Source organism: Rugamonas rivuli (assembly GCF_009380165.1).
Lineage (GTDB): Bacteria > Pseudomonadota > Gammaproteobacteria > Burkholderiales > Burkholderiaceae_D > Rugamonas > Rugamonas rivuli.
In genome coordinates this window covers 214877-239381 of record NZ_WHUF01000001.1, presented here as the reverse complement: position 1 = coordinate 239381, position 24505 = coordinate 214877, and the positions used below count along the sequence as shown (strand labels likewise).

At 64.5% G+C, this 24505-nt stretch carries 27 protein-coding genes and 1 pseudogene; 13 read left to right on the top strand and 15 right to left on the bottom strand.

Annotation, left to right across the window (positions count from 1 at the left end):
- Positions 1–70: 70 nt before the first annotated feature.
- Entirely contained in the window at positions 71–412 is a 342-nt protein-coding gene (locus GEV01_RS01125) for a hypothetical protein (protein WP_152800900.1), read from the bottom strand.
- A gap of 221 nt (positions 413–633) precedes the next feature.
- On the opposite strand from GEV01_RS01125, the gene GEV01_RS01120 reads away from it, so the two are divergent.
- The gene (locus GEV01_RS01120) at positions 634–1020 is read left to right on the top strand and encodes a hypothetical protein (protein WP_152800898.1); all 387 of its coding nucleotides are present in this window, start codon (positions 634–636) and stop codon (positions 1018–1020) included.
- 1 nt (position 1021) lies between these two features.
- Positions 1022–1261 carry a DUF3079 domain-containing protein gene (locus tag GEV01_RS01115; protein WP_152800896.1) on the top strand — a complete coding sequence of 80 codons (240 nt, stop codon included), beginning with the start codon at positions 1022–1024 and terminating at the stop codon, positions 1259–1261.
- 57 nt (positions 1262–1318) lie between these two features.
- On the opposite strand, the gene GEV01_RS01110 is transcribed toward GEV01_RS01115, so the two are convergent.
- The 6 genes from GEV01_RS01110 to GEV01_RS01085 form a co-directional block, all read right to left on the bottom strand.
- The gene (locus tag GEV01_RS01110; RefSeq protein WP_152800894.1) at positions 1319–1981 is read right to left on the bottom strand and encodes a carbonic anhydrase; all 663 of its coding nucleotides are present in this window, start codon (positions 1979–1981) and stop codon (positions 1319–1321) included.
- A gap of 9 nt (positions 1982–1990) precedes the next feature.
- Positions 1991–2671 carry a Crp/Fnr family transcriptional regulator gene (locus GEV01_RS01105; protein WP_152800892.1) on the bottom strand — a complete coding sequence of 227 codons (681 nt, stop codon included), beginning with the start codon at positions 2669–2671 and terminating at the stop codon, positions 1991–1993.
- 7 nt (positions 2672–2678) lie between these two features.
- On the bottom strand, positions 2679–4097 hold the full coding sequence (gene hemN, locus GEV01_RS01100; RefSeq protein ID WP_152800890.1) for an oxygen-independent coproporphyrinogen III oxidase: 1419 nt from the start codon (positions 4095–4097) through the stop codon (positions 2679–2681).
- A 13-nt stretch (positions 4098–4110) separates the two neighbouring features.
- The gene (locus tag GEV01_RS01095; RefSeq protein ID WP_152802252.1) at positions 4111–5496 is read right to left on the bottom strand and encodes a NarK family nitrate/nitrite MFS transporter; all 1386 of its coding nucleotides are present in this window, start codon (positions 5494–5496) and stop codon (positions 4111–4113) included.
- 25 nt (positions 5497–5521) lie between these two features.
- Positions 5522–6790 (bottom strand): MFS transporter, encoded by a 1269-nt coding sequence (locus tag GEV01_RS01090; protein WP_152800888.1) that lies wholly within the window; start codon positions 6788–6790, stop codon positions 5522–5524.
- 83 nt (positions 6791–6873) lie between these two features.
- Positions 6874–7326 (bottom strand): RrF2 family transcriptional regulator, encoded by a 453-nt coding sequence (locus GEV01_RS01085; RefSeq protein ID WP_152800887.1) that lies wholly within the window; start codon positions 7324–7326, stop codon positions 6874–6876.
- A 186-nt stretch (positions 7327–7512) separates the two neighbouring features.
- Here GEV01_RS01085 and GEV01_RS01080 point away from each other — a divergent pair, with 186 nt between their 5' ends.
- The 5 genes from GEV01_RS01080 (at position 7513) to GEV01_RS01060 (ending at position 13036) form a co-directional block, all read left to right on the top strand.
- Entirely contained in the window at positions 7513–9786 is a 2274-nt protein-coding gene (locus GEV01_RS01080) for a nitric-oxide reductase large subunit (protein WP_152800885.1), read from the top strand.
- 57 nt (positions 9787–9843) lie between these two features.
- The gene (locus GEV01_RS01075; RefSeq protein ID WP_152800883.1) at positions 9844–10110 is read left to right on the top strand and encodes a DUF2249 domain-containing protein; all 267 of its coding nucleotides are present in this window, start codon (positions 9844–9846) and stop codon (positions 10108–10110) included.
- Between the two features lie 168 nt (positions 10111–10278).
- Complete coding sequence (gene nirK, locus GEV01_RS01070; RefSeq protein ID WP_235914227.1) at positions 10279–11646, top strand: copper-containing nitrite reductase; 1368 nt, start codon at positions 10279–10281, stop codon at positions 11644–11646.
- The gene (locus GEV01_RS01065; RefSeq protein WP_152800879.1) at positions 11643–12452 is read left to right on the top strand and encodes a formylglycine-generating enzyme family protein; all 810 of its coding nucleotides are present in this window, start codon (positions 11643–11645) and stop codon (positions 12450–12452) included. Before nirK ends, GEV01_RS01065 begins: the two co-directional genes overlap by 4 nt.
- Positions 12449–13036, top strand: a complete 588-nt coding sequence (locus GEV01_RS01060; RefSeq protein ID WP_152800877.1) for an SCO family protein — start codon at positions 12449–12451, stop codon at positions 13034–13036. The genes GEV01_RS01065 and GEV01_RS01060 overlap by 4 nt, the downstream gene beginning before the upstream one ends.
- A 5-nt stretch (positions 13037–13041) precedes the next feature.
- Here GEV01_RS01060 and GEV01_RS01055 read toward each other — a convergent pair whose 3' ends face one another.
- The 5 genes from GEV01_RS01055 to GEV01_RS01035 all read right to left on the bottom strand — a co-directional run bounded on the left by GEV01_RS01055 (position 13042) and on the right by GEV01_RS01035 (position 15776).
- The gene (locus tag GEV01_RS01055) at positions 13042–13455 is read right to left on the bottom strand and encodes a nuclear transport factor 2 family protein (protein WP_152800876.1); all 414 of its coding nucleotides are present in this window, start codon (positions 13453–13455) and stop codon (positions 13042–13044) included.
- Between the two features lie 162 nt (positions 13456–13617).
- Complete coding sequence (locus GEV01_RS01050; protein WP_152800874.1) at positions 13618–14079, bottom strand: DUF4188 domain-containing protein; 462 nt, start codon at positions 14077–14079, stop codon at positions 13618–13620.
- A gap of 106 nt (positions 14080–14185) precedes the next feature.
- Positions 14186–15145: a DUF2806 domain-containing protein gene (locus GEV01_RS01045; protein WP_152800872.1), complete on the bottom strand. Its 960-nt coding sequence runs from the start codon at positions 15143–15145 to the stop codon at positions 14186–14188.
- 50 nt (positions 15146–15195) lie between these two features.
- Entirely contained in the window at positions 15196–15480 is a 285-nt protein-coding gene (locus GEV01_RS01040) for a HigA family addiction module antitoxin (protein ID WP_152800869.1), read from the bottom strand.
- Between the two features lie 17 nt (positions 15481–15497).
- Positions 15498–15776: a type II toxin-antitoxin system RelE/ParE family toxin gene (locus tag GEV01_RS01035; RefSeq protein ID WP_152800867.1), complete on the bottom strand. Its 279-nt coding sequence runs from the start codon at positions 15774–15776 to the stop codon at positions 15498–15500.
- A gap of 165 nt (positions 15777–15941) precedes the next feature.
- On the opposite strand from GEV01_RS01035, the pseudogene GEV01_RS01030 reads away from it, so the two are divergent.
- Together GEV01_RS01030 and GEV01_RS01020 are read left to right on the top strand one after the other, a co-directional pair.
- Positions 15942–18158, top strand: a pseudogene (locus tag GEV01_RS01030) (ribonucleoside triphosphate reductase).
- Between the two features lies 1 nt (position 18159).
- Positions 18160–18867 (top strand): anaerobic ribonucleoside-triphosphate reductase activating protein, encoded by a 708-nt coding sequence (locus tag GEV01_RS01020; protein ID WP_152800863.1) that lies wholly within the window; start codon positions 18160–18162, stop codon positions 18865–18867.
- 30 nt (positions 18868–18897) lie between these two features.
- Here GEV01_RS01020 and ubiT read toward each other — a convergent pair whose 3' ends face one another.
- Genes ubiT through ubiU form a run of 3 tightly spaced genes read right to left on the bottom strand, consistent with a single transcriptional unit; the run spans position 18898 to position 21346 of the window.
- Complete coding sequence (gene ubiT / locus GEV01_RS01015) at positions 18898–19395, bottom strand: ubiquinone anaerobic biosynthesis accessory factor UbiT (protein WP_152800860.1); 498 nt, start codon at positions 19393–19395, stop codon at positions 18898–18900.
- Entirely contained in the window at positions 19392–20294 is a 903-nt protein-coding gene (gene ubiV, locus GEV01_RS01010; RefSeq protein ID WP_152800858.1) for a ubiquinone anaerobic biosynthesis protein UbiV, read from the bottom strand. Before ubiV ends, ubiT begins: the two co-directional genes overlap by 4 nt.
- Positions 20295–20308: 14 nt before the next feature.
- Positions 20309–21346 carry a ubiquinone anaerobic biosynthesis protein UbiU gene (gene ubiU / locus GEV01_RS01005; RefSeq protein ID WP_152800856.1) on the bottom strand — a complete coding sequence of 346 codons (1038 nt, stop codon included), beginning with the start codon at positions 21344–21346 and terminating at the stop codon, positions 20309–20311.
- Positions 21347–21496: 150 nt separating this feature from the next.
- Between ubiU and GEV01_RS01000 the strand changes: the two genes are divergently transcribed.
- From GEV01_RS01000 to GEV01_RS00985, 4 genes are read left to right on the top strand one after another with little or no spacing between them, the layout of a single operon-like run.
- Complete coding sequence (locus tag GEV01_RS01000) at positions 21497–21964, top strand: hemerythrin domain-containing protein (RefSeq protein WP_152800854.1); 468 nt, start codon at positions 21497–21499, stop codon at positions 21962–21964.
- Positions 21961–22221 carry a DUF2249 domain-containing protein gene (locus tag GEV01_RS00995; protein ID WP_152800851.1) on the top strand — a complete coding sequence of 87 codons (261 nt, stop codon included), beginning with the start codon at positions 21961–21963 and terminating at the stop codon, positions 22219–22221. The genes GEV01_RS01000 and GEV01_RS00995 overlap by 4 nt, the downstream gene beginning before the upstream one ends.
- Positions 22218–23552: a permease gene (locus GEV01_RS00990; protein WP_152800849.1), complete on the top strand. Its 1335-nt coding sequence runs from the start codon at positions 22218–22220 to the stop codon at positions 23550–23552. The genes GEV01_RS00995 and GEV01_RS00990 overlap by 4 nt, the downstream gene beginning before the upstream one ends.
- Positions 23549–24493 carry a PaaX family transcriptional regulator C-terminal domain-containing protein gene (locus tag GEV01_RS00985; RefSeq protein ID WP_152800847.1) on the top strand — a complete coding sequence of 315 codons (945 nt, stop codon included), beginning with the start codon at positions 23549–23551 and terminating at the stop codon, positions 24491–24493. The genes GEV01_RS00990 and GEV01_RS00985 overlap by 4 nt, the downstream gene beginning before the upstream one ends.
- Positions 24494–24505: the final 12 nt, after the last annotated feature.

Below are 24505 nucleotides of genomic sequence, written 5' to 3'. Positions count from 1 at the left end.
GGTGTGAATCGGCAAGATGGTGGCTGGGCGGCGCGAGAAGGACTAGGGGCACTAGGCCGAAGTGACTAGTTCAAAGATCAACGATGCAATCGTGGCCGGTGCAGGCGGGCAGCCAGCGGCCGTCGGCTGTACGCACGGCGACGGCACGGACCAGGCCGGGCTGCTCCAGCGCGTCCAGCTGGGCGATCATGGCCGGCACGCTGCAATAGCGCAGCACCAGGCCGCTGTCGTAGCGTATCTGGCCGACGATGTTCGGCCCGGCGGCGGGCGCCTCGCAGCGCGCGCCGGGCGGTGGCGTCCATGCTCCGCTGGCGGCCGGTCCGTAGCCCTGCCACATCCACGCGGTTCCGGCGACAACCGCCAGCGCGACGGCCAGGCGGCCAGCCGTTCGATAACTCCTGGTGAAACTCATCCTTCATCCTTTGCATCCGGCCGCAGTGCGGGCCGCGCCGCCATTATTCGCCGGGCGCCACGCGCCGGTCCTTGACTTGAATCAAGCAGCGCCGGGCCGCCAGCAAGGCAAAGGAACTAGGCCAACTAGTCATTCATGGCGATGGGCAGCGGCGCCGGTCCGCGCTATACATACAGCCTGGGCCGCCGCGTCGCGCGGGCCATTGCATATTGAGGAAGCTGATGAACATCGCCACGTTTGAAGAATTGCTGATCGCCGCCGCCGTCCAGCCGCAGCCCCAACGCCTGCTGCTGACCTTTGCAGTGGCGGAACCGGAACCGGACGCCGCGCCCGGCAGCTCGCCGCGCAGCACGCTGGTGCCCGTCATGTGTGTCGACAAGCAGGTCGGCGAGCTGGACACCTTCGCCAATCTGGCCGAGGAAGCCCAGCACATGGGCCAGCCGTGGGACGTGCTGCTGATCACCACCCTGTCCGGCAAGGACGGCCGCCTGCCCGATGCCCAGCAGACCGATGTCGCGCTGAACAAGATGCTGGGCGCGATCCAGCAAGGCCAGATGGACCGCCTGCTGGCCTTCGACCGCCAGGGCGACCTGCTGAGCTACGCCTGACATGGCCAAGATCTTCCCGCTGCGCCCGGCGCGGCCCGAGCTGATCTGCTGGGGCTGCGACCGCTATTGCCCGGCCAACGCCATGATCTGCGGGAACGGCTCGGACCGCAGCCAGCATCCGTATGAGCTGTTCGGCGAAGGATGGGAGAGCTTCGGCCTGAATGCGCCGGCCGCCACCGACACGCCGCCCTCCACCGACGATGGGGTCAAGTCTGACATTTGGACACGGCCTCTGCCCTAGCGGCCGATACGGTAGAGGTCGTGTCCGAATGTCAGACTTGACCCCACCGTTTGGGCGCTAGGCGGTCAAGGCCTCGCGCGCAGTGAGCGGACACACCAGCGGCAGGAATTGCTGGCGGCGCGGCGAGTACGCCATCAGTGCGCCGCTCTGCAAATCGAAGTACCAACCATGCAGCTTGAGCTTACCCTCGTCCACGCGGCGCTTGAGCCACGGATAAGTCAGCAGGTTATCCAGCGACAGCAGGATGCTGGCCAGTTCGCACGCGTGATGCTGCTCGGCGCTGCCGCGATGCGCCAGGTCGCGCCGCACGCGCTGCGCCACCGGCTCGGCAATCCGCATCCACTGGCCGACAAAATCCGTCTCACGCTGCGCCGGCCTTGGCGCCATCAGCGCGCGTATGCCGCCGCAACCGGCGTGGCCCAGCACGATCACCCGCTCCACCTCCAGCTCGCAGACGGCGAACTCGATCGCCGAGCTGACGCCGGCCGACGCCGTCGGCGTACACGGCGGCACCAGATTGGCGATATTGCGCACCACGAAGATGTCGCCCGGATCGCTGCCGGTCAACAGCACCGGATCGACCCGCGAATCGCAACAGCCTATCAGCAGCGTGCCCGGCCGCTGGCCGGTGCGCAACGTGCCGTAAGGGCTTTCGCTGTTGTTGAAATACTGCTGCTGGAAACGGCCAAAACCGCTGATGAATTTTTCGATGTCTTGCATGGTCGTCCTTCAGGCGGCGCAGCGCCGCAGCGCAGGCACGTCCAGGATGTGTATCTTGCGCCCCTTGAAAGTGATCAGCTGCTGCGTACTCAACTCCGCAAGAATGCGCGAAAAGTGTTCCGGCGTCAGGTTCAGGCGCGAGGCCAGCACCGCCTTGGTGGCCGGCAGCGTCAGTTCGCCGTCGGCTTCCTCGTGCAGCTCCTTGAGCAGATAACCCGCCACCCGCTGCGTGCCGGAGCGCAGCGAGAACGACTCCATGTCGCACATCAGGCTGTGCATGCGCTGGCTCAGGCCGGCCAGCATCTTGCACGCGAACTCGGGGTCGGCGTGAATCTCGCGGTAGATCGCCGGCTTGGCCACATGCAGCAGCAGCGTATCCTCCGTGGCCTGGGCAGAAACGATGTAAGGACTGCCCATGAACATCAGCGCCTCGCCGAAACTCTGGCCGGGGCCGATCAGCTCGATCACCTTCTCGCCGCCGGCCAGCGACGTGAACGCCAGCTTGACCTGGCCATACACCACCTGGTGAAAGCCGACGCAATCGTCACCGCGCTGGAAGATGGTGCCGCCGCGCTCGATGCGCAGCTCGGTGGTGCCGAGCGCGATGCGCGACAGCTCTTCCGCCCCCATCGAGTTAAACAGCGGCACCCTGGCCAGGAAGGTCTGCACTTTGATTTTGTTCTTTTCCATACCCACCTCAAATGGTTCGCGAATACCGCACCGGCTGCGGGCCTTCCACACGCGGCGCGTGCAGATAGCGGTCGAAGGCCATGCAGATATTGCGTATCAACAGACGGCCGCGCATCTTCACGCGCAAGCCTTTGCTGCCTATGCACAGCAAGCCCTCCTCTTCCAGCGGCTTCAGGCGTTCCAGCTCGGCGGCGAAATAGTCGGCGGCGGCCACGCCATCCGGCAGCGTCAGGCTGGCGTAGTCCAGCTCGAAATCGCACATCAGCTGGCCGATCACGGCGCGCCGCAGCAGATCGTCGGCGCTCAGTTCGATGCCGCGCGCGATCGGCAGTTCGCCCCGGTCCAGGCGCTCGTAGTAGGCCGACAGGGTTTTCTCGTTCTGGCTGTAGCTGGCGCCGACCGCGCTGATGGCCGACACGCCCAGCGCCACCATCGGTGCATCCGCGTGCGTGGAATAGCCCTGGAAGTTGCGCTGCAACTTGCCCTCGCGCTGGCTGCGCGCCAGGTCGTCATCCGGCAGCGCGAAGTGGTCCATGCCGATGTAGACATAGCCCGCCTCGGTCAACCGCTCGATGCACAGGCCCAGCATGGCCAGCTTGGTGTCGGCGTCGGGCAAGTCTTCGGCCTTGATCAGGCGCTGCGACTTGAACAGCTGCGGCATGTGGGCGTAGTTATAGACCGCCACACGGTCTGGCCGCGCCGCGACGATCTTGTCCAGCGTCGGCCCGAAGCTGGCCACGCTTTGCAGCGGCAGGCCGTAGATCAGGTCCACGCTGACCGAGCGGAAGCCGCAGTCGCGCGCCGCCTGCAACACTTCCATCGTCTGCTCGTAGGACTGGATGCGGTTGACCGCCTCCTGCACCGCCGGATCGAAGTCCTGGATGCCCAGGCTGATCCGGTTGAAACCCTGGCTGCGCAAGGTGGCGATGCGCGCCGGCGTCACCGTGCGCGGATCGACTTCGATGGAGAACTCGCCCTCCGCATCCGGCGCGAACTCGAACTGGCCGCGCAATGTCGCCAGCAAGTCGCCCATCTGCTCGTCGCTCAGATAAGTCGGCGTGCCGCCGCCGAAGTGCAGCTGGTCGACACGGCGGCGGCCGGACAGCAGACTGCCCTGCATCGCGATCTCGCGGTACAGATAGTCCAGGTACTCGACCGCCTTGTCGCGGTCCTGGGTGATGATTTTATTGCAGCCGCAGTAGTAGCACAGCGAGGCGCAGAACGGGATATGCACATACAGCGACAGCGGCGCCGCCGGATCGACGCCGGCCACGGCGGCGCGGTACTGCTGCGCGCCGAAGCCGCCGTCGAAGCGGTCCGCGGTCGGGTACGAGGTGTAGCGCGGTCCCATCTGGTTCAACTTGCGCACCAGCGCCGCGTCGAATTCGACGGACGGGGTCAGTGCGATCACTCTGGCGGATGACATGATAGGACTCCGTTCAGCAAGGCATGGCCGCGTTCTTGCGGGCGTAGCACCACCAGGTGATGGCGATGCAACTGACGTAGAAGCCGATGAAGCACCACAGCGCCGCATCAGGACCGCCGGTCATGGCGATCGAGGTGCCGTAGCTCTTCGGAATGAAGAAAGCGCCGTAGGCCGCCACGGCCGAGGTAAAGCCCAGCACAGCCGCGCCTTCCTTGTTGGCGTCGACGATGGCTTGCTGTTGCACGGCGGCCGGTTGGCCTGCTGCGGCGCGTTGACGTTCGGTCAGGAAGATCACCGGGATCATGCGGAAGGTCGAGGCATTGCCGACGCCGGTACCGGCGAACAGCAGCATGAACATCCAGAAGAAGCCATTAAAGTTGCCGCCCGTGCCGCCATGCGGCAGGAAGGTGATGACGCCGTACACCGCCGCGATCATGCTGGCGAAGGTCCACACGGTCACGCGGGCGCCGCCCAGCTTGTCGGAGATGATGCCGCCCACCACGCGCGCCAGCGCACCGACCAAGGGGCCGAGGAAAGCGTATTGCAGCGGATTGACATCAGGGAACTGGGTCTTGATCAGCAGCGGGAAGCCAGCCGAGTAGCCAATAAAGGAACCGAAGGTGCCGGTGTAGAGCCAGCACATCAGCCAATTGTGCTTGCGCTTGAAGATAACGGCCTGGTCGGCGAACGACGCCTTGGCCGAAGCCAGGTCATTCATGCCGAACCACGCCAGCAGGCTGCTGACGGCGATGAACGGTACCCAGATGAAGCCGGCGTTTTGCAGCCACAGCGTGGTGGTGTGGCCGGCCTTGGTGGCGCTTTGCGAATCGCCGCCCAGCGCGCCGAAGACGCTGCCGGTAATCACCAGCGGCACGACGAACTGCACCGCCGACACGCCCAGGTTGCCCAGGCCTGCGTTCATGCCCAGCGCGTAACCCTTCTGCGCTTTCGGGTAGAAGAAGCTGATGTTGGCCATCGACGAAGCGAAGTTGCCGCCGCCGAATCCGCACAACAGCGCCAGCGCCAGCATGGTCGGGTAGCCGGTGGTGACATCCTGCACCGCGAAGCCGATGCCGATGGCCGGAATCAACAGCGAGGCGGTGGAAATCGTGGTCCACTTGCGGCCGCCGAAGATCGGCACCATGAAGGAATAGAAAATACGCAGCGTTGCGCCGGACAGGCCGGGCAGCGCCGTCAGCCAGAACAACTGGTTGGTGCTGTACTGGAAGCCGATGGCCGGCAGGTTGACCACCACCACGCTCCACACCATCCACACGGCAAACGCCAGCGCCAGCGCGGGGATGGAGATCCACAGGTTGCGGTTGGCGGTGCTGCTGCCGCCGCTGCCCCAGAAGGCGGGGCTTTCGGGCTCCCAGGTGTTAATCATGTATTTGCTCATCATTTTCTCCTTGAATAGTTGTGGCTCAGGCAGGCACAGCGCCGGCCAGCGGCTGCGGGGCCGCCGTCGGGCGGAACGAGTAATGCATCCAGATCAGCGACACGCAGACCGTGCCGTACAGCAGCATGAAAGCGCTGGAACGCACGCCGGTCAGGTCCAGCAGCGCGCCGAACAGAATCGGCAGCACGAAACCGCCCAAGCCGCCGGCCAGGCCGACCACGCCGGACACGGCGCCGATGTTGTCGCTGAAATCGTCGCCGATGAATTTGAAGACCGAGGCCTTGCCAATCGCCATCGCGGTGCCAACCACGAACAGCAGCGCGGTGAACATCCATGGCGTCAGCGCCAGTTGCAGGTGGACGTCGCCGTGGGTGGTCTTGACGATCATCGCCGTCGGTGGATAGGACAGCAGGAAGAAGCAAACCCAGCACACCCACATCACCCACCACGTCACCTTGTAGGCGCCGTAGCGGTCCGAGATCCAGCCGCCCAACGCGCGCAGCACGCCGCCCGGCAGCGAGAAGCAGGCCGCCAGCAGCGCGGCCAGGCGCAGATCGAAACCGTATTCGCCGACGTAGTACTTGGTCATCCACAGCGCCAGGCCGACGTAGCCGCCGAACACCACCGAGTAGTACTGGCAATAGCGCCACACGCGGCGGTCCTTCAGCACCTTGAGCTGCTCGGACAGCGGCACGCTGGCGCCGCTCTGGTGCGATGGATCGGTGGCCGAGAACACCCAGAACAGCAGCGCCGTCACCAGCATCGTCACCGCGTACACGGTGGGCAGCGCTTGCCAGCCCCAAGCCGCGATGATGGCCGGGGCGACGAACTTGGTCAGCGCCGAACCGGAATTGCCGGCGCCGAAGATGCCCATCGCCAGGCCGCGCCGCTCACGCGAGAACCAGCGCGCCACGTAAGGCGTGCCGACCGAGAACGAACCGCCGGCCAGGCCGATGAACAAGCCCAGCACGAGGAACTGCCAGAACTGCGTGGCCAGGCCGACCAGGTAGATGGCCGGCACAGTCGCCAGCATCAGCAGGAAGAAGACGATGCGGCCGCCGTAGCGGTCACACCAGATGCCCAAGGGCACGCGCACCAGCGAGCCGCTCAGCACGGGCATGGCGGCCAGCAGGCCGAATTCGGTTTCGTTCAAGCCCAGCATTTTTTTGATGGGGATGCCCAGCACCGCGAACATCATCCAGATCGCGAAGCAGATCGTGAACGACACCGTGCTGCTCGCGAGTACCTGGACGGCCTTGTTATTGTTAGACACTTTGAATCTCCTGACGGACATAGGGATGGCATCAGGGTAAGCGCTGGGCAGGCTGGCGACCATCGGCAGGACGGCCAAAGCGCCACTCCAAACAGGCTAGCGGCCTAGGCCAAAAGAACTAGGTCTTGGGCCTGGCCCGGCACGGCGCCGGCATCGACCGGACAAGCGATGTCGGCCAGCGTCACCGCATCCAGCGCCGACAGGTAGGCCAGCACCGCCTGCCCCAGCATGCCCTGCACGCAGCAGCGCCCCGCATGCACGCAGGTGGACTGGCGGGCATCGAAGCAATCGGCCATGTGGAAATCCGGCTCACTGGCCCGCACCACCTCGCCGATGCGGATGGCCGACGGCGCGCGCGCCAGCGCTATGCCGCCATGCCGGCCGCGCACGGTGCGGATCACGCCCGTCAATCCCAGCTGGTACACCACCTTGGTCAGATGGTGCTTGGACATGCCGTGGCGCTCGGCGATTTCAGCGATCGTCGCCAGCCGGCCCTGCTGTCCGGCCAGGTAGATCAGCGTGCGTAATGTGTAATCGGTGAAGGCGGTCAGGCGCATGGTGGGCTCCGTTGTAGAGGGCAGCGCCATTATTCATGCATCCAAAATATTTGTTCATAACCTGGATCAAGAAAAACCGGGATCGAATATACATGTTTAAGCGCCGCGCCTAGAATCGGCTCCGTCGATCCGGCCATCGCCGGTTCGCGCTCCATCCTCTCATCAGCCAACTTAAGGAACCATGCCATGCACGCCACACGCAAGCTCTGGACCTGGCTCGCCATCATCTGCGCCCTCTCCTTCGCCGTTCTCGGCTGGGTGGGTGCGGAAATCTACCTGACGGCGCCGCCCATTCCCAAACACATCACCAGCGTCGACGGCAACGAGCTGTTCGGCGAAGGCCAGGTCGACCGCGGCCAGCAAGCCTGGCTGTCGGCCGGCGGCCAGCAGCTCGGCACCGTCTGGGGCCACGGCAGCTACGTCGCCCCCGATTGGTCGGCCGACTGGCTGCACCGCGAAGCGCTGGCGCTGCGCCAGATCTGGGCCAAGCGCGATTTCGGCGCCAGCTTCGACGATCTGAGCAAATCCAACCAGGCCGCGCTGAACGCCCGGCTGAAGGAGGAAATGCGCCGTAACAGCTATGACGCCGCCACCGGCACCATCGTGCTGTCGGCCGACCGCGCCGCCGCCGTGCGCGAAGTCGCCAGCCACTACACCAGCCTGTTCGGCGACGACCGCGCGCTGGACCATCTGCGCGAACAGTACGCGATGAACGCCAATTCGCTGCCCGATCCCGACGACCTGAAGGCCTTGCCGGCCTTCGTGTTCTGGTCGGCCTGGGCTGCTGCCACCGACCGTCCCGGTTCCGTCGACCTGAGCTACACCAGCAACTGGCCGCACGAACCGCTGATCGACAACCGCCCCAGCGCCGGCGCCGGCATCTGGTCCATCGCCAGCGTCATCCTGATGATAGGCGCCATCGCCGCCATGGTGATGGTGCATTCGGCCGCCAAGGAAGAAGCCGATCCTGTGCCGCCGAAGACCGATCCGCTGTTCAACCTCAAGCCTACGCCATCCATGCTGGCGACCAAGAAGTACTTCTTCGTGGTCATCGGCCTGATCCTGGCGCAAGTGGGCATGGGCGTCATCACCGCCCACTATGCGGTCGAAGGCCACAGCTTCTTCGGCTACCCGCTGGCGCAGATCCTGCCGTTCGTGGTCAGCCGCACCATCCACACCCAGTTCGCCGTGCTGTGGATCGCCACCGCCTGGCTGGCCACCGGCCTGTACATCGCGCCGGCCATCTCCGGCCACGAACCCAAGTTCCAGAAGCTGGGCGTGAACCTGCTGTTCTACGCGCTGCTGTTCATCGTGGTCGGCTCGACCGCCATGGGCTGGCTCGGTTCGCTGCAACACAAGGGCAATGCCTTCGCCTTCTGGCTCGGCAACCAGGGCCTGGAATTCACCAGCATGGGCCGCATCTGGCAAATCCTGCTGTTCGTCGGCCTGCTGTTCTGGGTCACGCTGCTGGGCCGCGCACTGTGGCCGGCACTGGTCAAGAAGTCGGAAAGCCGTGGCCTGATCGTCATGGTGTTCCTGGCGGCGCTGTGCATCGGCGGCTTCTACGCCACCTCGCTGACCTGGGGCCAGCACACCCACTACTCGATGATCGAATACTGGCGCTGGTGGCTGGTGCACCTGTGGGTCGAAGGCTTCTTTGAAGTGTTCGCCACGGCCGTCATCGCGCTGCTGTTCACCCGCCTGGGCCTGATCCGCGCATCCACCGCCAACAGCGCCATCGTGCTGGAAACCATCGTGTTCCTGTTCGGCGGCATCCTGGGCACGCTGCACCACCTGTACTTCACTGGCACGCCGACCTTCGTGATCGCCATCGGCGCCATGTTCTCGGCGCTGGAAGTGGTGCCGCTGTCGATGATCGGCGTCGAAGCCTGGCGCAACTACCAGCGCTCCAAGGCCGCGCCTTGGGTCAGTACCTACAAGTGGTCGATCCTGTGCTTCATCGCGGTCGGCTTCTGGAACACCGTCGGCGCCGGCCTGCTGGGCTTCTCGATCAACACGCCGATCGCGCTGTACTACATGCAAGGCCTGAACATGACGGCGGCCCACGGCCATGCCGCGCTGTTCGGCGTGTACGGCATGCTGGGCATCGGCTTGCTGCTGTTCTGCCTGCGCGGCCTGTGCGACCGCCTGGCCTGGTCCGACGCCCTGCTCAAGGTCATGTTCTGGTGCCTGAACCTCGGCCTGGCGATGATGGTGTTCATCTCGCTGGTGCCGGCCGGTATCTACCAGGCCTGGGCCAGCGTCAGCACCGGCATGTGGTTTGCGCGTTCGCCGGAAGTGATCCACTCCAAGCTGATGGAAACGCTGGTCTGGATGCGCGTACCCGGTGACGTGGTGTTCGCCATCGGCACGCTGTTCCTGGCGCTGTTCGCCTGGCGCCTGCTGACGGCGCATGGCAACAAGGCCCGCCTGGCGGCGGTGTCCGCAGACCGCGCCTGATCGTTCTTTGCGGGGCGGCTGACTGGCCGCCCCGCTTTTCATTTCAAGGAGTCCACCATGCCACACGATTGTTCCCAACCCACCGTCCCGGACGGCATCTATCCCTTCGATGCGCGCGGCGTCTCGCGCCGGCTGCGCCACGCCGCCATCTTCGGCGCGCTCGACGCGCTCAATCCCGGCGAGATCATGCGCTTCTGTAACGACCACGACCCGCTGCCGCTGCTGGCGCAGATCCAGCACCGCTACGGCCCGCGCGTGCAGGCCGCCTATGTATCGCGGGTGACGGGCCATGTGATCATCGACTTCCTCGTCACCGAGCACTAACGCCATCGCCAATGTCGAATTCGACAACCCAGGTCAAGGATTTTGCCGTTTGCTTCCCCTAGCATGGATGCGCACTCAACTGAGAGTGCGCCAACAACTAAAGGCGACATAACAATGAAAACGCAATTGAAACTGGTCGCGGCCGGCCTTGCCGGCGCCGTGTTTGCCATGACCCACGCCAACCTGGCCGCCGCCCCCGAGGCGGTGCTGCCCACCATCACCCAGGAACTGCTGGCGCCGCCGCTGCTGCCGCCGCCCATCACCCGCAAGACCCCGGCCAAGGTCGTGGTCGACCTGACGGTGGAAGAAGTCGAGCGCGAGATCGCCCCCGGCACCCGCTACACCTTCTGGACCTTCGGCGGCACGGTGCCCGGCAAGATGATACGGGTGCGCGAAGGCGACACCGTCGAGCTGCACCTGCTGAACCTGCCGGACAACAAGCTGCCGCACAATATCGACCTGCACGCCGTCACCGGCCCAGGCGGCGGCGCCGCGCAGACGCTGATCGCGCCCGGCAACGAGGCCAGCTTCACCTTCAAGGCGCTGGCGCCCGGCTTGTACGTGTACCACTGCGCCACGGCGCCGGTCGGCATGCATATCGCCAACGGCATGTATGGCATGATCCTGGTCGAGCCGAAGGAAGGCATGCCGCCGGTGGACCGCGAATACTATGTGATGCAAGGCGAGTTCTACACCAACGGCGCCTACCGCGCGCCCGGCCTGCAGGGTTTCGACATGCAGAAGGCCATCGATGAAAAACCTACCTACGTGCTGTTCAACGGCGCCGACGGCGCGCTGACCGGCGCCAATGCGCTGACCGCCAAGGCCAACGAGAAAGTGCGCATGTACTTCGGCGTGGGCGGTCCCAACATCACATCCAGCTTCCATGTGATCGGCGCCATCTTCGACCGCGTCTACACCGAGGGCGGCAGCCATTATCAAGAGAATGTGCAGACCACGATGGTGCCGTCGGGCGGTTCGACCATCGTCGAATTCACGCCACGCGTGCCTGGCAACCTGACGCTGGTGGACCATTCGCTGACGCGCGCCTTCAACAAGGGCGCCATCGGTCTGATGGCGGTCAGCGGTCCGGAGCGGCCTGAGATTTACGGCAAGGGCATCAAGAAAGCCTTGCCCGGCGTGGCTGCGGCCAAGCCGGCCGAGAAGCCCGCCGCAAAACCCGTCGCGACAGCGGCCGACCGCGCCCAGCAGCTGCGCGGCAAGGCGGTCTACGACGCCAACTGCTCGGCCTGCCATCAGGCGGACGGCAAGGGCGTCTCCGGCGTGTTCCCGCCACTGGCCAATTCCGACTTCTTCCAGCAGCGGCCGTATGAGATGGCGCACATCGTGCTCAACGGACGCAATGGCGAGATCGTCGTCAATGGCGAGCACTACAACGGCATGATGCCGCCGCAAGACCTCAGCGACGAAGACATCGCGGCCGTCATCAACTACGTCGGCGTCGAGTTGAACAAGGGGTCGCCTGGGCTGACGCCGGCCCAGGTACGCGACATGCGCAAGTCGCGCCAGCCATGAAGCCCCGCGCCGCGCTGATGCCGATTCTGCTGGCCCTGCTGGCCCTGCCAGCCGGCAGGGGCATGGCGGCGGACGCCGACTACCGCGCCATCCCCGGCGGCACGCTGCGCAGCGTGCTGCCGGCCGACGGCGTGGCGGCCCCGGCCAGCGTGGCGCCCTATCTGCTGCGCACCCGGCTGGTGACGAACGCCGAGTTCGCGGCTTTCCTTCAACGCACGCCGGCCTGGCAGCCCGGCCAGACGCCGGCGCTGATGGCGGCGCCCAGCTATCTGTCCGGCTGGCGCAGCGCCACCGACTACGCGCCGCTGGCCGCCGACGCACCGGTAGTCCACGTCGGCTGGTACGCCGCCCGAGCCTATTGCGAATCCGAAGGCGGCCGCTTGCCGCGCTGGTACGAATGGGAATTCGCCGCCGCCGCCGACGCCCACCACCCCGACGCCCGCGACGATGCCGAATGGCTGGCCCACATCCTCGGCTGGTACGCCGACGCCGGCAAGCAACCGCCGCACAGCGTGGCGGCCGGCGAGGCCAACTACTTCGGCATCCACGACCTGCACGGCCTGGTATGGGAATGGGTGGAAGACTACAGCGGCCTGTTCGTCAACGCCGACAGCCGCGCCAACGGCGATCAAAAAATGCTCGACTACTGCGGCGGCGCTGCCGTCTCGCTGGCCGACCGCCGCAATTACGCGATTCTGATGCGCCTGGCCCTGCTGTCCGCGATGGAAGCAAGGCAGGACGGCGCCAACCTGGGATTCCGCTGCGTGCGCGATCCCGCCCCTCACGATCAAGGAAGCAAACCATGAAACAGTTCACCTCCATACGCCGCGCCCTGCTGGCCGCCGCGCTGCTGCTGCCGCTGCATGCCTGGAGCGCCCCGGCCGCAGCCAGCCTGCCCGGCAACTCCATCTACCGCCTCGACGCCACGCTGACCGACGCCGGCGGCCAGCACTTCACCCTGCGCGACATGGCAGGCACGCCCGTGCTGATCACCATGTTCTACGGCGACTGCCACGCGGCCTGCCCGATCATCATCGAAACACTCAAGCGCACGGTGGCCGCGCTGGGGCCGGACGGCAAGCGGCTGCGGGTGCTGATGATCAGCCTCGACCCGCGCCACGACACGCCGGCCACGCTGTCCGGACTGCTGAAGATGCATCAGTTGGATTCATCGCAGTTCCGGCTGGTAGTAGCCGACGGCGACAGCCAGACGCGCGCGCTGGCGGCTGTGTTGAACATCAAGTACCGGATACTGGAGAGCGGCGAGATCAATCACACCAACCGCATCGCGCTGCTGGACACCAGCGGCACGGTGCAGGTGGACACCACCCGTCTCGATGCCGAACCTGATCCGGCGTTCGTCAAGCGGGTGGCTGCGTTGATCAAATAAGGGATTTACTCGGCCAGACGATCGGGGATGGCCTTGAGCCGGTAATGCTCATGGAAGAACAGATCGGCCTTGTGCTGGTCTGAGCAGAAGTTGGTCACTTCCTTGATTTTCCCGTGCTCGAATCGGAAGACCAGGCACCAGGTCAAGTCAAGACCGCTGCCAGCGGTACTCCATCCCCGGTGGTGGTCGATGACATAGTCGCCTTGCTCCGCGATAGCGTAGGGCTGAGCTTGAAACTCGGCTTTTCCAAGCTGATCGAAGAAGGCCAGCACCTCCCTGATGCCGCGTTTCTCGCCGGCGAGAGGGTGATGGCCGGGAATGCGCCAGACGATATCTTCCGCCATGACATCGCTGACCGCAGCGACATTCTTGCTTGCATATGCTTCGAAAAGTGCACCAATCTTTTGAAGGTTCGACATGAAATACTTCCTCTCGTGAGCGATGTAATCCCTGCTTAGAACGGACACCATGCATGGCGCCCCTGATCCGGTCGGGCCGGAACCATTATCAAAATGGCGACGTTAACTTTAAAGCATTTGCAAAATTCCCGCTATCTCGGCGACGGCGGGCAAGTCTGCTGGCTATTTAAAGCGATCCTTCGCGCTGAAGCGTTTTCCGGTGGCGGGGTGCACGGTGCCCGCCTTGCCCAGTCCAAACAGCGGCATGTTCGCATAGACGTTCTCGCATGCGCCCGGCGAAATCTTGTAAGTCTCATGCCAGATGCCGACATCGCCGGACGTTCCCACCGCCTGGTTGAACTTCCGCCAGGCCGGAAGGTGCTCGGCATCTTTGTTGGTCGCGTAGGCCAGCAATTGCTCGGACGAGCGCCAGTATTGCACCATGATGGTAGTGCGCCCAAACCACGATTCAAACGACAGCAAACCCGAGTCCGGCGTGCTCATCAACTCACGCAGCATCTTCGGCATGGCCAGCACGACCGGCAGCCACTTGTGGATTTTCCACAGCTTGTTGATACGCATGCCAATCAGGAAGACCACAAAGTCCCCCTCCACTTCTGCGGTCAGGCGTTCGGAACGAATCATCTACACTCCCATGCGATTAATGTCCGGCAGCCGGATGGCGGCTATTGTAGCCCGTTTGATAACTAGCTAGATCAACGCTATCTGCCCTCCCCGCACGACTACATTTTCATGACTCAGCTGTCCAAATCACTTCCTCTGGTTTTCCTAAACAATGCAGCTCTATGCGGGTTAGGCCGCTTCGCGACAAATTATTCGTAGCCTGCCGGATATTCGCTTCATAATCTGGTCTGTCGAGTAGGCTTCCGATTTCCCGTCCAACTCGGGTGAACTCAATATGATTCCATTGTGACGAGCTTTGGTGAAAGTACACTAGCAACCACACATTTCCTGCTCTCATTGGCGTCCACAATGATTGCTCGCCAACGACGGGGTGAACATCAGGCGAAAATTGGCTAATTTCCGTAGGTGCCATGAAGCCAGCCTCGCTAAGCCGCTTCCATCTTGAAAAGTACTCGCCTCGCTTCCATTCGGCGCTATAGTCGACTGCGGCGCCGACACTCTTAGCCCACGCTAAGCTGAAGTCATTCGCTATAGTCTGATCTAGTTCGCTAATCGCCCTGAGCGTTGCCAGTCCAAATGAGCCTGGGCGCACGACTTCGCCCGCAAGTATACGTCCAAAGAGGTCTTGTAGCCTTTCCGACGACGCATCCTCCGCAAATCGAGAAAAGCTGTTCATCCAATCGTCATCGAGTGGTCTGGTCTCATCATCGGCACCCGCCGACGTCGTTTCTTCTAAACGCTTAACAGCACTTTGCGCTACGTTTAGTCGATTTTTCGCTTTGCGGAGATTAGTGGGAAGGTAAATTTCAGTTGCCGCCTGAATTAAGACAGGATCGTTGATTGCTTCTGCAGCAGCGGTCTTAGCTACTGCTGCTGCGATCATTGATCTAGCGGACGTTGTGTCCTCAATGGATTTAACATACTGCTTGAGCTTCGCAGCTGGGATTGCAGTTAGTCCACCCAATAAATTACTCAACGCTTTGAAGAGCGTTGTTTTCACGGGTTCAGGCAAACTAGTAACTGCTTCCGTCACCATTGCCATCACTGTCGATTCTGGTTCAGTCATATAGTCTTTTCGCTTGAGAGATTTCGTTCGTTATGTCCGAGTGGGTAGAGTTACGACACTACGGACACGATGCATTCTATTTTCGGCCTTTTAACCTTACCAGCTTGGTACAGATCGTATTGCAGCTGCATACCGGCCCACATCTCAGGACTAGTACCAAAGGCCGCGCCGAGCCTGTAAGCCATGTCCGGCGAAATACCCGCTGCGCCGTTCACTATGCGTTGCAGCGTGACACGCCCCACGCCCAGATGCGCTGCGACATCCGTTATGGTCAAGTCGCCCAAGTATTCTCTGAGGACCTCGCCCGGATGGGGAGGGTTATGCATCCTCGTCATGTCAATCCTCCATCATTTCAATGGTAATCCCGATAGTCAACCAAAATGGCGTTGGTTCCCTCAAATGCAAAAATCATACGCCAATTTCCGCTTACCGTAACAGCCCAATGTCCTTGTAAATCACCTTTCAAAGAATGAAGGCGCCATGAAGGCATGGACAGATCTTCTGGCCGCACAGCTTGGTCGAGCACAGCCAGTTGCAGGCGCAGCTTGGCGGCATGTGCCGCCTGAATTCCCGCTTTGCTGCCCGTCTCGAAGAAACGTTGCAGTCCTTTATGCCGAAAACTCTTGATCATGGATGCCGCCATGTTGTGTATCGCCACCCGATACACTGCCATGAAATACAAGCGGAAGGACAATCCAGATCAAGGAATTCCAAGTTCGCGCTGACTTTGATTGACGACACCATATCTAGTGCATAACCTTCTTAAACCAACTAGATATGGGACCAAGGAAAAATCATGCAAGGATTGTTTCATACGCAGATCACCAAACGCGACGGCAGCGAGCAGGCCTTTTCGCTGGCGAAGATCGAGGCCGCGCTGTTGAAGGCCGGCCGCGCCAGCGGCGAGTTCGACCTGCCCGAAGCCCGCCACCTGGCCGAGTGCGCGCTGCTCCACCTGTCATCGCTGCGCCCGCAGGACCACATGACCGTCGAGCTGATACAGGACACCGTCGAACGCGTGCTCTACGACGCCGATTACCGCCACACCCTGCGCCGCTACGTGGTCTACCGCGAACAGCACGCCACGCTGCGCCAGGACCGCCACGCGCTGGTTGACGTCGCCGCTTCGATCAACGAATACCTCGACCGCCAGGACTGGCGCGTCAACGCCAACGCCAACCAGGGCTACTCGCTGGGCGGGCTGATCCTCAACGTGTCGGGCAAGGTCATCGCCAACTACTGGCTCAACCACGTCTACCCGCCCGAAGTCGGCCGCGCCCACCGCGAGGCCGACCTGCACATCCACGACCTCGACATGCTGGCCGGCTATTGCGCCGGCTGGTCGCTGCGCACCCTGCTCAACGAAGGCCTGAACGGCGTGCCGGGCAAGGTGGAATCGAGCCCGCCGCGCCATATGTCCAGCGCCATCGGCCAGATCGTCAACTTCCTCGGCACCCTGCAGAACGAATGGGCCGGCGCCCAGGCCTTCAGCTCTTTCGACACCTACATGGCGCCCTTCGTGCGCAAGGACAGGCTCGGCTACAACGAGGTCAAGCAGTACATGCAGGAGCTGATCTACAACCTCAACGTGCCGTCGCGCTGGGGCACGCAGACGCCGTTCACCAACCTGACCTTCGACTGGGTCTGCCCGGACGACTTGCGCGAACAAATCCCCTGCATCGCCGGCGAGGAAATGCCGTTCGCCTACGGCGCGCTGCAAACCGAGATGGACATGATCAACCGTGCCTACATCGAGATCATGATGACCGGCGACGCCAAAGGCCGCGCCTTCACCTTCCCCATCCCGACCTACAACATCACCGAGGACTTCGACTGGGACAGCCCCAACGCCGAACGCCTGTTCGAGATGACGGCCCGCTACGGCCTGCCCTACTTCCAGAACTTCATCAACTCCGAGCTCAAGCCGAACATGATACGGTCGATGTGCTGCCGCCTTCAGCTGGACCTGCGCGAGCTGCTCAAGCGCGGCAATGGCCTGTTCGGCTCGGCCGAGCAGACCGGCTCGCTGGGCGTGGTCACCATCAACTGCGCGCGCCTCGGCTATCTGCACCGCGGCGACGAGGACGGCCTGCTGGCCGCGCTGGACCGCCTGCTGGAACTGGGCCGCGACAGCCTGGAGATCAAGCGCAAGGTGATCCAGCGCCATATGGACAACGGCCTGTTCCCGTACACCAAGCGCTATCTGGGCACGCTGCGCAACCACTTCTCCACGCTGGGCGTGAACGGCATCAACGAGATGGTGCGTAATTTCGATATGCGCGGCGACCGCGACATCACCAGCGACTGGGGCCGCGCACTGGCGCTGCGCCTGCTCGACCATGTGCGCGCCCGCATGGTCGAATTCCAGGCCGAAACCGGCCATATGTACAACCTGGAAGCCACCCCGGCCGAAGGCACGACCTACCGCTTCGCCAAGGAAGACCGCAAGCGCTATCCAGCCATCCGCCAGGCCGGCACGGCGGACATGCCCTACTACACCAACTCCTCGCAGCTGCCGGTCGGCTACACCGACGATCCGTTCGAAGCGCTGGAGCAGCAGGATGCCTTGCAGCGCAAGTACACCGGCGGCACGGTGCTGCACCTGTACATGACCGAGGCGCTGTCGAGCGCGGACGCCTGCCGCTCGCTGGTGCGGCGCGCGCTGAGCCGCTTCAGCCTGCCCTACATCACGGTCACGCCGACCTTCTCGATCTGCCCCAAGCACGGCTACCTGAACGGCAGCCACGCCTACTGCCCGAAATGCGACGCCGAACTGCTGGCCCGCAAACAAGCCGTCAATGCCTGAACTTTTTAAACCCAACCAAGGACTATCATGAACAATCTGCCGCAAACCACCATCGCCGAACTCGACAACGCTGAACGCCAGCCATGCGAAATCTGGACCCGCGTGATGGGCTACCACCGTCCGCTCGCCTCCTTCAACATCGGCAAGCAGGGCGAGTTCCATGAACGTAAATTCTTCAGCGAAGCCGCTGTCAACGCGGGCCGCTGACATGGGCCAGGCCAGCCTCAAGGTAGGCGGCTACACGCCGTTCAGCGCCACCGAATATCCCGGCCTGCTGTCGGCCGTGGTGTTCGTGCAGGGTTGTCCGTGGCGTTGCGGCTACTGCCACAACCCGCACTTGCAGCCTCGCACGAACGCCAGCCCGCTGCCGTGGGCTGACATACTGTCGGCGCTGGAACGGCGCGTGGGCTTGCTTGACGCGGTGGTGTTCTGCGGCGGCGAGGCCACGATGGACCCGGCGCTCGCAAGCGCCATCGGCCAGGTGCGGGCGCTGGGCTTCAAGATCGGACTGGAAACGGCGGGCATCTATCCTGAGCGCCTGGCCGGCCTGCTGCCGCTGCTCGATTGGGTGGGGCTGGACGTGAAAGCGCCCTTCGCCCACTACGCCGCCGTCACCGGCGTTGCCGGCAGCGGCGATCCTGTGCGCGACAGCATCGCCGCCGTGCTGGCCAGCGGTGTCGACTACGAATGCCGCACCACCGTCCATCCGGCCCAGCTGCCGCCGGCGCAGCTGACGGCGCTGGCGCAGACGCTATCCGAACTGGGCGTCGACAACTATGTGTTGCAGGAATTCCGCGCCACCGGCTGCCAGGACCAGGCGCTGCTGACCAGCGCCGTCGCCGGCTATCCGGGCGACGAGCTGCTGGCGCGCATCGAACCGCTGTTCGCCCGCTTCAGCGTGCGCCGCAACCACTAGGGCGCAGCGCACGTCCATGCACGCCGGGTGTTAGGCGCGGGCGCGGCGGCCCGGCAAGCTGTCTAGCAAGCGGGTCAAGGCCTGCTTGCCCAGTTCCGTCAATGGCAACGCGATCGCGTCCAGCGTATTCTTGACCAGCAATCCCAATTCCGTATCCCCCTGCATCGACAAGCGGCGCGAGAAGAACAGCGTGTCCGGATCTTGCTCGCGCCGGGCCAAGGCGATGAAGTCACGCGTGCAAGCGCCGATTTCCAGGTCCGGCTCACCCGCCGAGCGCAGCGGCGCGAAGCCCTGGCCGCGCCACGTAAAGTCGAAGGCCACGCCGCCATCGGTGACGCACACGCGCATATGCTTGCCCTGCAGGCTGGCGCGCACATCGTCCGGCAACTGCGGACGCAGCACCAGGTTCAGCGCGGCCACGCACAGGAACGCACCGGGATAGGCCGGCAGCAAACGGCCGAACGCCGCCAGCGCCGCAGGCAGCGGCCGCGCCGCGCCGCCCGATTGATGAGTGGTGACGGGATTCATGCTGCGCGCTCCAGGTGATAGTCGAGTCCGGGCTGGCCGTACCAATAGCCGTTACAGGCGGCAGCCGGCAACAGCGCTTCCATGGCCTGCGCCGTCGGCGTGGCCTGCGAGGAGCCGCCACGCGCAGCATCGAAGGCCGCGATGATCTGCGGCATATGCTGCGACTGCGGGCTCAGCCTCACAACATCGACACCCATCGCGCTCATCTCGCCCATCTCGGCGATCAGGTTGTACACCAGCGCGGACTGGCTCTGGATGCCGTTCAACACCAGGAATTCCTGCTTCTCCTTGGTGCGCATCATCAGGCCGTCGGGATGCTCGATGCAGCTGAAGCGGCAATCGTCCTTGGGCAGGTTGCGGTTGCGCGCGGTGAAGCAGCGCGCCGAGAACGCCAGCGGCATGCGACCGAAGGCAAACACCTCCGTCTCCATGCCTTCCGGGCGCTGCGCCTGCATATGCCGCAGCCCGCTGCGCCCCATCTCCAGCGGCATGACCCAGCGCTGCGCACCCAGCCCGTGCAGCAGCGACAGCGTCGGCGGGTTGTAGATGTTCAGATGCGGGCCGGCGACAAAGCCGCCCTGCCCCGACAACAGCTGCACCGCGCCCATGTCGTTGGCCTCGACCCGGTAGCGGCCGTTGCCCGCCAGCCGGCGCTGGGCGCCGAAGTCGGCGCTCGATTCGATCAGCGCGAGCGAGGACAGCAGCACCTGCTTGCCGCGCGCCTCCAGCATGGCCGCCAGTTCAAGCCAGTCGGCGGCGCGCAGTTCGTGGCGGCGCGAGCACACCGTTTCGCCCAGGTAGACGATGTCGACCGGCGTTGCGGCCATCTCTTCATAAAACGCCATCACTTCGGCACGCGGCCAATAGTAGAGCAGCGGACCCAATGCAAGTTTCATCATGGTGACTCCAGGTTTCATTTCCACGAGCGGTGATAGGCGCCCAGCGTGTGCTGCTGCCCCTCCGCCAGGGTGTTCAGTTCGGACATCCAGCCCGGCTTGACCGAGTAGCGCGCGGCGTTGCCCATGCACTGGTCGAGCGCCTCGCGCCACACCCGCGTCACCTGCGACACATAGGCCGGACTGCGCTGGCGTCCTTCGATCTTGACCGCCCGCACGCCCATCTCCAGCAGCTGCGGCAGCAGTTCCAATGTGTTGAGGCTGGTCGGTTCCTCGACCGCGTAATAGGTTTCATCCTCGACTTCGAAGCGGCCTTTGCACAGCGTCGGATAGCTGGCGTTTTCCTGAGGCGTGTAGCGGTCGATCATCACGCCGTTCAGGCGCGACTCCAGGCCGTTGGCGTTCTGCTGCCAGCGCACCGCCTTGGCCGGCGAGCAGACGCCGTGGGTGTTGGGCGATTCGCCGGTCACGTAGGACGACAGCGCGCAGCGGCCCTCGACCATCACGCACAGGCTGCCGAAGCCGAACACTTCGATCTCGACATCGGTGTTCTTCACGACATGCTCGACCTGCGCCAGCGACAGCACCCGTGGCAGCACAGCGCGGGCGATGCCGAAGTGGCGCTGGTAAAAATTGATCGCCTCGGCGTTGGTAGCCGAGCCTTGCACCGACAGATGCAGGCGCAGCGACGGGTGATGATCGCAGGCATATTGCATCAAGCCGGGATCGGCCAGGATGACGGCGTCGACGCCGGCGGCGGCGGCGCGGTCGATTGCGCTGCGCCACAGCGCGCTGGTGTCGGGTTGCGGATAGGTGTTCAGGGCCAGCAGCACTTTGCGGCCGCGCTCGTGCGCGTAGGCGATGCCGGCCGCGATGGCGGCATCGTCGAAGTTGAGGCCGGCGAAATTGCGCGCATTGGTGGCGTCGCGGAAGCCCAGGTAGACGCAATCGGCGCCGAGATCGACGGCGGCCTTCAACGCCGGCAGACTGCCGGCGGGACACACCAGTTCAATGGGCCGCGTGGGGGTGGATACGGGAGAGTCGGTTCGATTCATGTGGGGGTTGAGGCACGGGTAAAAAAATCATGGCCAAACGGCGAACGAACTGTATCCCGCCGTCAACCCGGAAATCCTTGATGTGAATCAAAGAAATTCCGCTTCAGCGGGTGGGACAATGCCTACCAGCACATAACGAAGGACAACAGCATGCATACGATCGCCCACTATCTCGATCAGGATCATCGCCGCTGCGACGATCAGTACACCTTGGCCGAGGCCGATATCGCCCGCCGCGACTGGACCGCCGCCGCGCCCCGCTTCACGCTGTTTTTGCAGATGTTCGAGCGCCACCTGGACAAGGAAGAGCGCATCCTGTTCCCCTGCCTGGACCGCGCCATGGGCAATGCCTACGGCCCCACCGCCGTCATGCGCGCCGAACACGGCCACCTGCGCACCGAGCTGGCCCACATGCGCGCGGCCATCATGCGCCGCGACAGCGACGCCTTCTTCGACCACGCCGACACGCTGCGCGTGCTGATGCGCCAGCACAATCTGAAAGAGGAAGGCATCCTGTATCCGCACGCCGACCGCGTGCTGGAAGGCCAGGCTGAAGCCATCGTCGCCAGCATGGAAGGCCTGGCACTGGCCGAGTCCGAAGCCGGGAGCCCCGCATGAACACGCCGGCCGAACACCTGGGCAGCACCCACCTGCTGGATGTGGGCGGCATGGAGCCGCCCGAGCCTATGGTGCGCATCCTCGAAGCGATCGACACGCTGGGCCCGGACGAGCGCCTGCGCGTGCTGATTGACCGCGATCCCATCCCGCTCTACCGCGTGCTGCAACGCTACGGCTACCAGCACCGCACCACGCCGCAGGCCGACCAGCGCTACGAAGTGCTGATCTGGCTGGTGCCGGACGCCGCCTCCGCATGAAAGCCGCCGACGCCCCGCAGCGCGCGCTGTCGTTCGAACACAATCCGCCGCTATCGCTGCCGATGCGCTACTTCCTCAGCGCCCCGCTGTTCGCGGCGCTGGCGGCGGCACTGCTGGCGTGGCAGGGTCCGGCTGCGCTGCTGAGCCGCTGGTCGCCGCAAACGCTGGCGCTGACGCACCTGATGGTGCTCGGCTGCCTCAGCATGACGATGGTGGGCGCGCTGTTGCAGATACTGCCGGTGGTCGGCGGCATCGCCGTGCCGCGCTCGCGCACTGTGGGCGCGCTCGTGCACGCGGGCTTGTGCGTGGGCACGCTGCTGCTGGCGGCCGCCTTCTGGCTGGAGCAGCCGCTGCTGTTCCGCTGCGCGATGGCGGCGCTGCTGGGCGCGCTGCTGCTGTTCCTGGGCGCATGCACGGTCGGCATGTGGCGTCCGCACGCGCCCGGCGCCGGCGCGGTGATGGCCGGCATCCGGCTGGCACTGGCGGCGCTGGTGGTGACGATGGTGTTGGGCGGCATGCTGGCCGGCGCCTTCGCCTGGCCCGGCGCGGCCAGTTGGCCGCTGGAGCGCTTGACCGACCTGCACGCCATGTGGGGCTTGCAGGGTTGGGTCGGCCTGCTGGTGATCGCGATCGCCTTCCAGGTGGTGCCGATGTTCATGGTGACGCCGTCCTATCCGACGCTGCTCACCGGCGGCTACACCACGGCGCTGTTCCTGCTGCTGACGGCGGTATCGCTGTCGAGCGGGCTGGCCGGACCGGGCCAGTTGTTCCATCTGGCCAGCCAGGTGCTGCTGGCGGCGGGCTACGGCCTGTTCGGCGGCTGCACGCTGTACCTGCTGGCGCGCCGCAAGCGGCCCAAGGCCGATCCCACCACGCTGTACTGGCGCACCGCCATGGCCTGCCTGCTGGCCGCGCTGGCCGTGTGGCTGTGGCCGCAAAGCGAGGCTTCCAATGTGCGGCCCCTGCTGGTGGGCGTGCTGCTGGTGGCCGGCTTCGCGCAGTCCGCCGTGCAGGGCATGTTGTACAAGATCGTGCCCTTCCTGGCCTGGTACCACCTGCGCGAGGCGGCGCCGGACCCGCGCTGCAAGCTGCCCAGCATTACCAAGATCATTCCCGAGCACCGCGCTCGCCATCAGTTCTGGATCCATGTGCTGGCCCTGCTGTCGCTGGCGGCCGCCTGCTGGCAGCCGGACACGCTGGCGCGGCCGGCGGCAGCGCTGATGTGCGCGTCCTGCTTGTGGCTGTGGTTCAACCTGGCCGGCGCGGCACGCCTGTACTGGCGACTGCGCGCAGCGCCCGCTCCATCCTTTTCTGTAAGCGCAACAACATGAGCACCACCAGTTATCTCGACGCCTGTCTGCAACAAGCCAGGCCACGCCTGAACACCATGCTGATCCTGATGTTCAGCGAAGCCCGGTTGTTCGGGCAGAACAGCCAGTGGCTGGGCAGCGCCATCGCGCTGCTGGAGCCGCTGGGCTTCCAGGAGCGGGCGATACGCACGGCCTTGTTCCGCTTGGCCGCGCATCAGGCGGTGCGGGTCGAGCGGCACGGCAGGCGCAGCCTGTGCATGCTGGCTCCGGCCACGGCGGCGGCCGTCGCGGCGGCGCGCCAGCGGTTGGACATTCCGCCGGCCCGCAGCTTCGGCGAGGATTGGACCATATTGGTCAACAGCGGCGGCATCAGCGCGGCGCGCTACGGCGCGGTGCGCAAGCGTCTGCTGACACTGGATTACTGCCAGCTCGCGCCCAACCTGCTGGCGCGGCCGACGGCTTACCGGGCTGGGGCCAGGGCCGGCGTCGAACGCGACATGCCGGCGTCGGAAGAGCATGGTTTGGCGTTGTTCGATGTCGGCGGCGCGCAACTGGCGGCGGCGATGCGCCAGCCGCTGTTCGGCCGCAGCGATTGCGACCTGGAAGCAGCCGATGAGTTGTACCGACAGTTCCAGCAACGCTTCCAGCCCTTGTCCAAGCTGCTGGCGCAGCATGGGGCCATCAGCGATGAGCAGGCTTTCTTGATACGGCTGCTGGTCAGCCACGGCTACCAGCACTGCCGCCGCAGCGATCCGCTGTTGCCACAAGAGCTGCTGCCGGCCACATGGCAAGCGATGGCGGCCTACCAGACCTACACCGCGCTGTACTGCGGCTGCGCGAGCCAGGCCCGGCGCCATATCCAGGCGGTGACGGCGGCCGTGGCGGCGGCGGGACAGCCGACAAGCGCCGCGCCTCGGCTACGGCGCGCGCTACTCACATCGGACAGTCTGGTGGCGGCATAAGGCGGGGCTACG

Bases quoted from the DNA above. Each gene is read 5' to 3' on its own strand.
- GEV01_RS01125 (WP_152800900.1), bottom strand. From the start codon at position 412: ATGAGTTTCACCAGGAGTTATCGAACGGCTGGCCGCCTGGCCGTCGCG.
- GEV01_RS01120 (WP_152800898.1), top strand. From the start codon at position 634: ATGAACATCGCCACGTTTGAAGAATTGCTGATCGCCGCCGCCGTCCAG.
- GEV01_RS01115 (WP_152800896.1), top strand. From the start codon at position 1,022: ATGGCCAAGATCTTCCCGCTGCGCCCGGCGCGGCCCGAGCTGATCTGC.
- GEV01_RS01110 (WP_152800894.1), bottom strand. From the start codon at position 1,981: ATGCAAGACATCGAAAAATTCATCAGCGGTTTTGGCCGTTTCCAGCAG.
- GEV01_RS01105 (WP_152800892.1), bottom strand. From the start codon at position 2,671: ATGGAAAAGAACAAAATCAAAGTGCAGACCTTCCTGGCCAGGGTGCCG.
- hemN (WP_152800890.1), bottom strand. From the start codon at position 4,097: ATGTCATCCGCCAGAGTGATCGCACTGACCCCGTCCGTCGAATTCGAC.
- GEV01_RS01095 (WP_152802252.1), bottom strand. From the start codon at position 5,496: ATGAGCAAATACATGATTAACACCTGGGAGCCCGAAAGCCCCGCCTTC.
- GEV01_RS01090 (WP_152800888.1), bottom strand. From the start codon at position 6,790: ATGTCCGTCAGGAGATTCAAAGTGTCTAACAATAACAAGGCCGTCCAG.
- GEV01_RS01085 (WP_152800887.1), bottom strand. From the start codon at position 7,326: ATGCGCCTGACCGCCTTCACCGATTACACATTACGCACGCTGATCTAC.
- GEV01_RS01080 (WP_152800885.1), top strand. From the start codon at position 7,513: ATGCACGCCACACGCAAGCTCTGGACCTGGCTCGCCATCATCTGCGCC.
- GEV01_RS01075 (WP_152800883.1), top strand. From the start codon at position 9,844: ATGCCACACGATTGTTCCCAACCCACCGTCCCGGACGGCATCTATCCC.
- nirK (WP_235914227.1), top strand. From the start codon at position 10,279: ATGACCCACGCCAACCTGGCCGCCGCCCCCGAGGCGGTGCTGCCCACC.
- GEV01_RS01065 (WP_152800879.1), top strand. From the start codon at position 11,643: ATGAAGCCCCGCGCCGCGCTGATGCCGATTCTGCTGGCCCTGCTGGCC.
- GEV01_RS01060 (WP_152800877.1), top strand. From the start codon at position 12,449: ATGAAACAGTTCACCTCCATACGCCGCGCCCTGCTGGCCGCCGCGCTG.
- GEV01_RS01055 (WP_152800876.1), bottom strand. From the start codon at position 13,455: ATGTCGAACCTTCAAAAGATTGGTGCACTTTTCGAAGCATATGCAAGC.
- GEV01_RS01050 (WP_152800874.1), bottom strand. From the start codon at position 14,079: ATGATTCGTTCCGAACGCCTGACCGCAGAAGTGGAGGGGGACTTTGTG.
- GEV01_RS01045 (WP_152800872.1), bottom strand. From the start codon at position 15,145: ATGACTGAACCAGAATCGACAGTGATGGCAATGGTGACGGAAGCAGTT.
- GEV01_RS01040 (WP_152800869.1), bottom strand. From the start codon at position 15,480: ATGACGAGGATGCATAACCCTCCCCATCCGGGCGAGGTCCTCAGAGAA.
- GEV01_RS01035 (WP_152800867.1), bottom strand. From the start codon at position 15,776: ATGATCAAGAGTTTTCGGCATAAAGGACTGCAACGTTTCTTCGAGACG.
- GEV01_RS01020 (WP_152800863.1), top strand. From the start codon at position 18,160: ATGGGCCAGGCCAGCCTCAAGGTAGGCGGCTACACGCCGTTCAGCGCC.
- ubiT (WP_152800860.1), bottom strand. From the start codon at position 19,395: ATGAATCCCGTCACCACTCATCAATCGGGCGGCGCGGCGCGGCCGCTG.
- ubiV (WP_152800858.1), bottom strand. From the start codon at position 20,294: ATGATGAAACTTGCATTGGGTCCGCTGCTCTACTATTGGCCGCGTGCC.
- ubiU (WP_152800856.1), bottom strand. From the start codon at position 21,346: ATGAATCGAACCGACTCTCCCGTATCCACCCCCACGCGGCCCATTGAA.
- GEV01_RS01000 (WP_152800854.1), top strand. From the start codon at position 21,497: ATGCATACGATCGCCCACTATCTCGATCAGGATCATCGCCGCTGCGAC.
- GEV01_RS00995 (WP_152800851.1), top strand. From the start codon at position 21,961: ATGAACACGCCGGCCGAACACCTGGGCAGCACCCACCTGCTGGATGTG.
- GEV01_RS00990 (WP_152800849.1), top strand. From the start codon at position 22,218: ATGAAAGCCGCCGACGCCCCGCAGCGCGCGCTGTCGTTCGAACACAAT.
- GEV01_RS00985 (WP_152800847.1), top strand. From the start codon at position 23,549: ATGAGCACCACCAGTTATCTCGACGCCTGTCTGCAACAAGCCAGGCCA.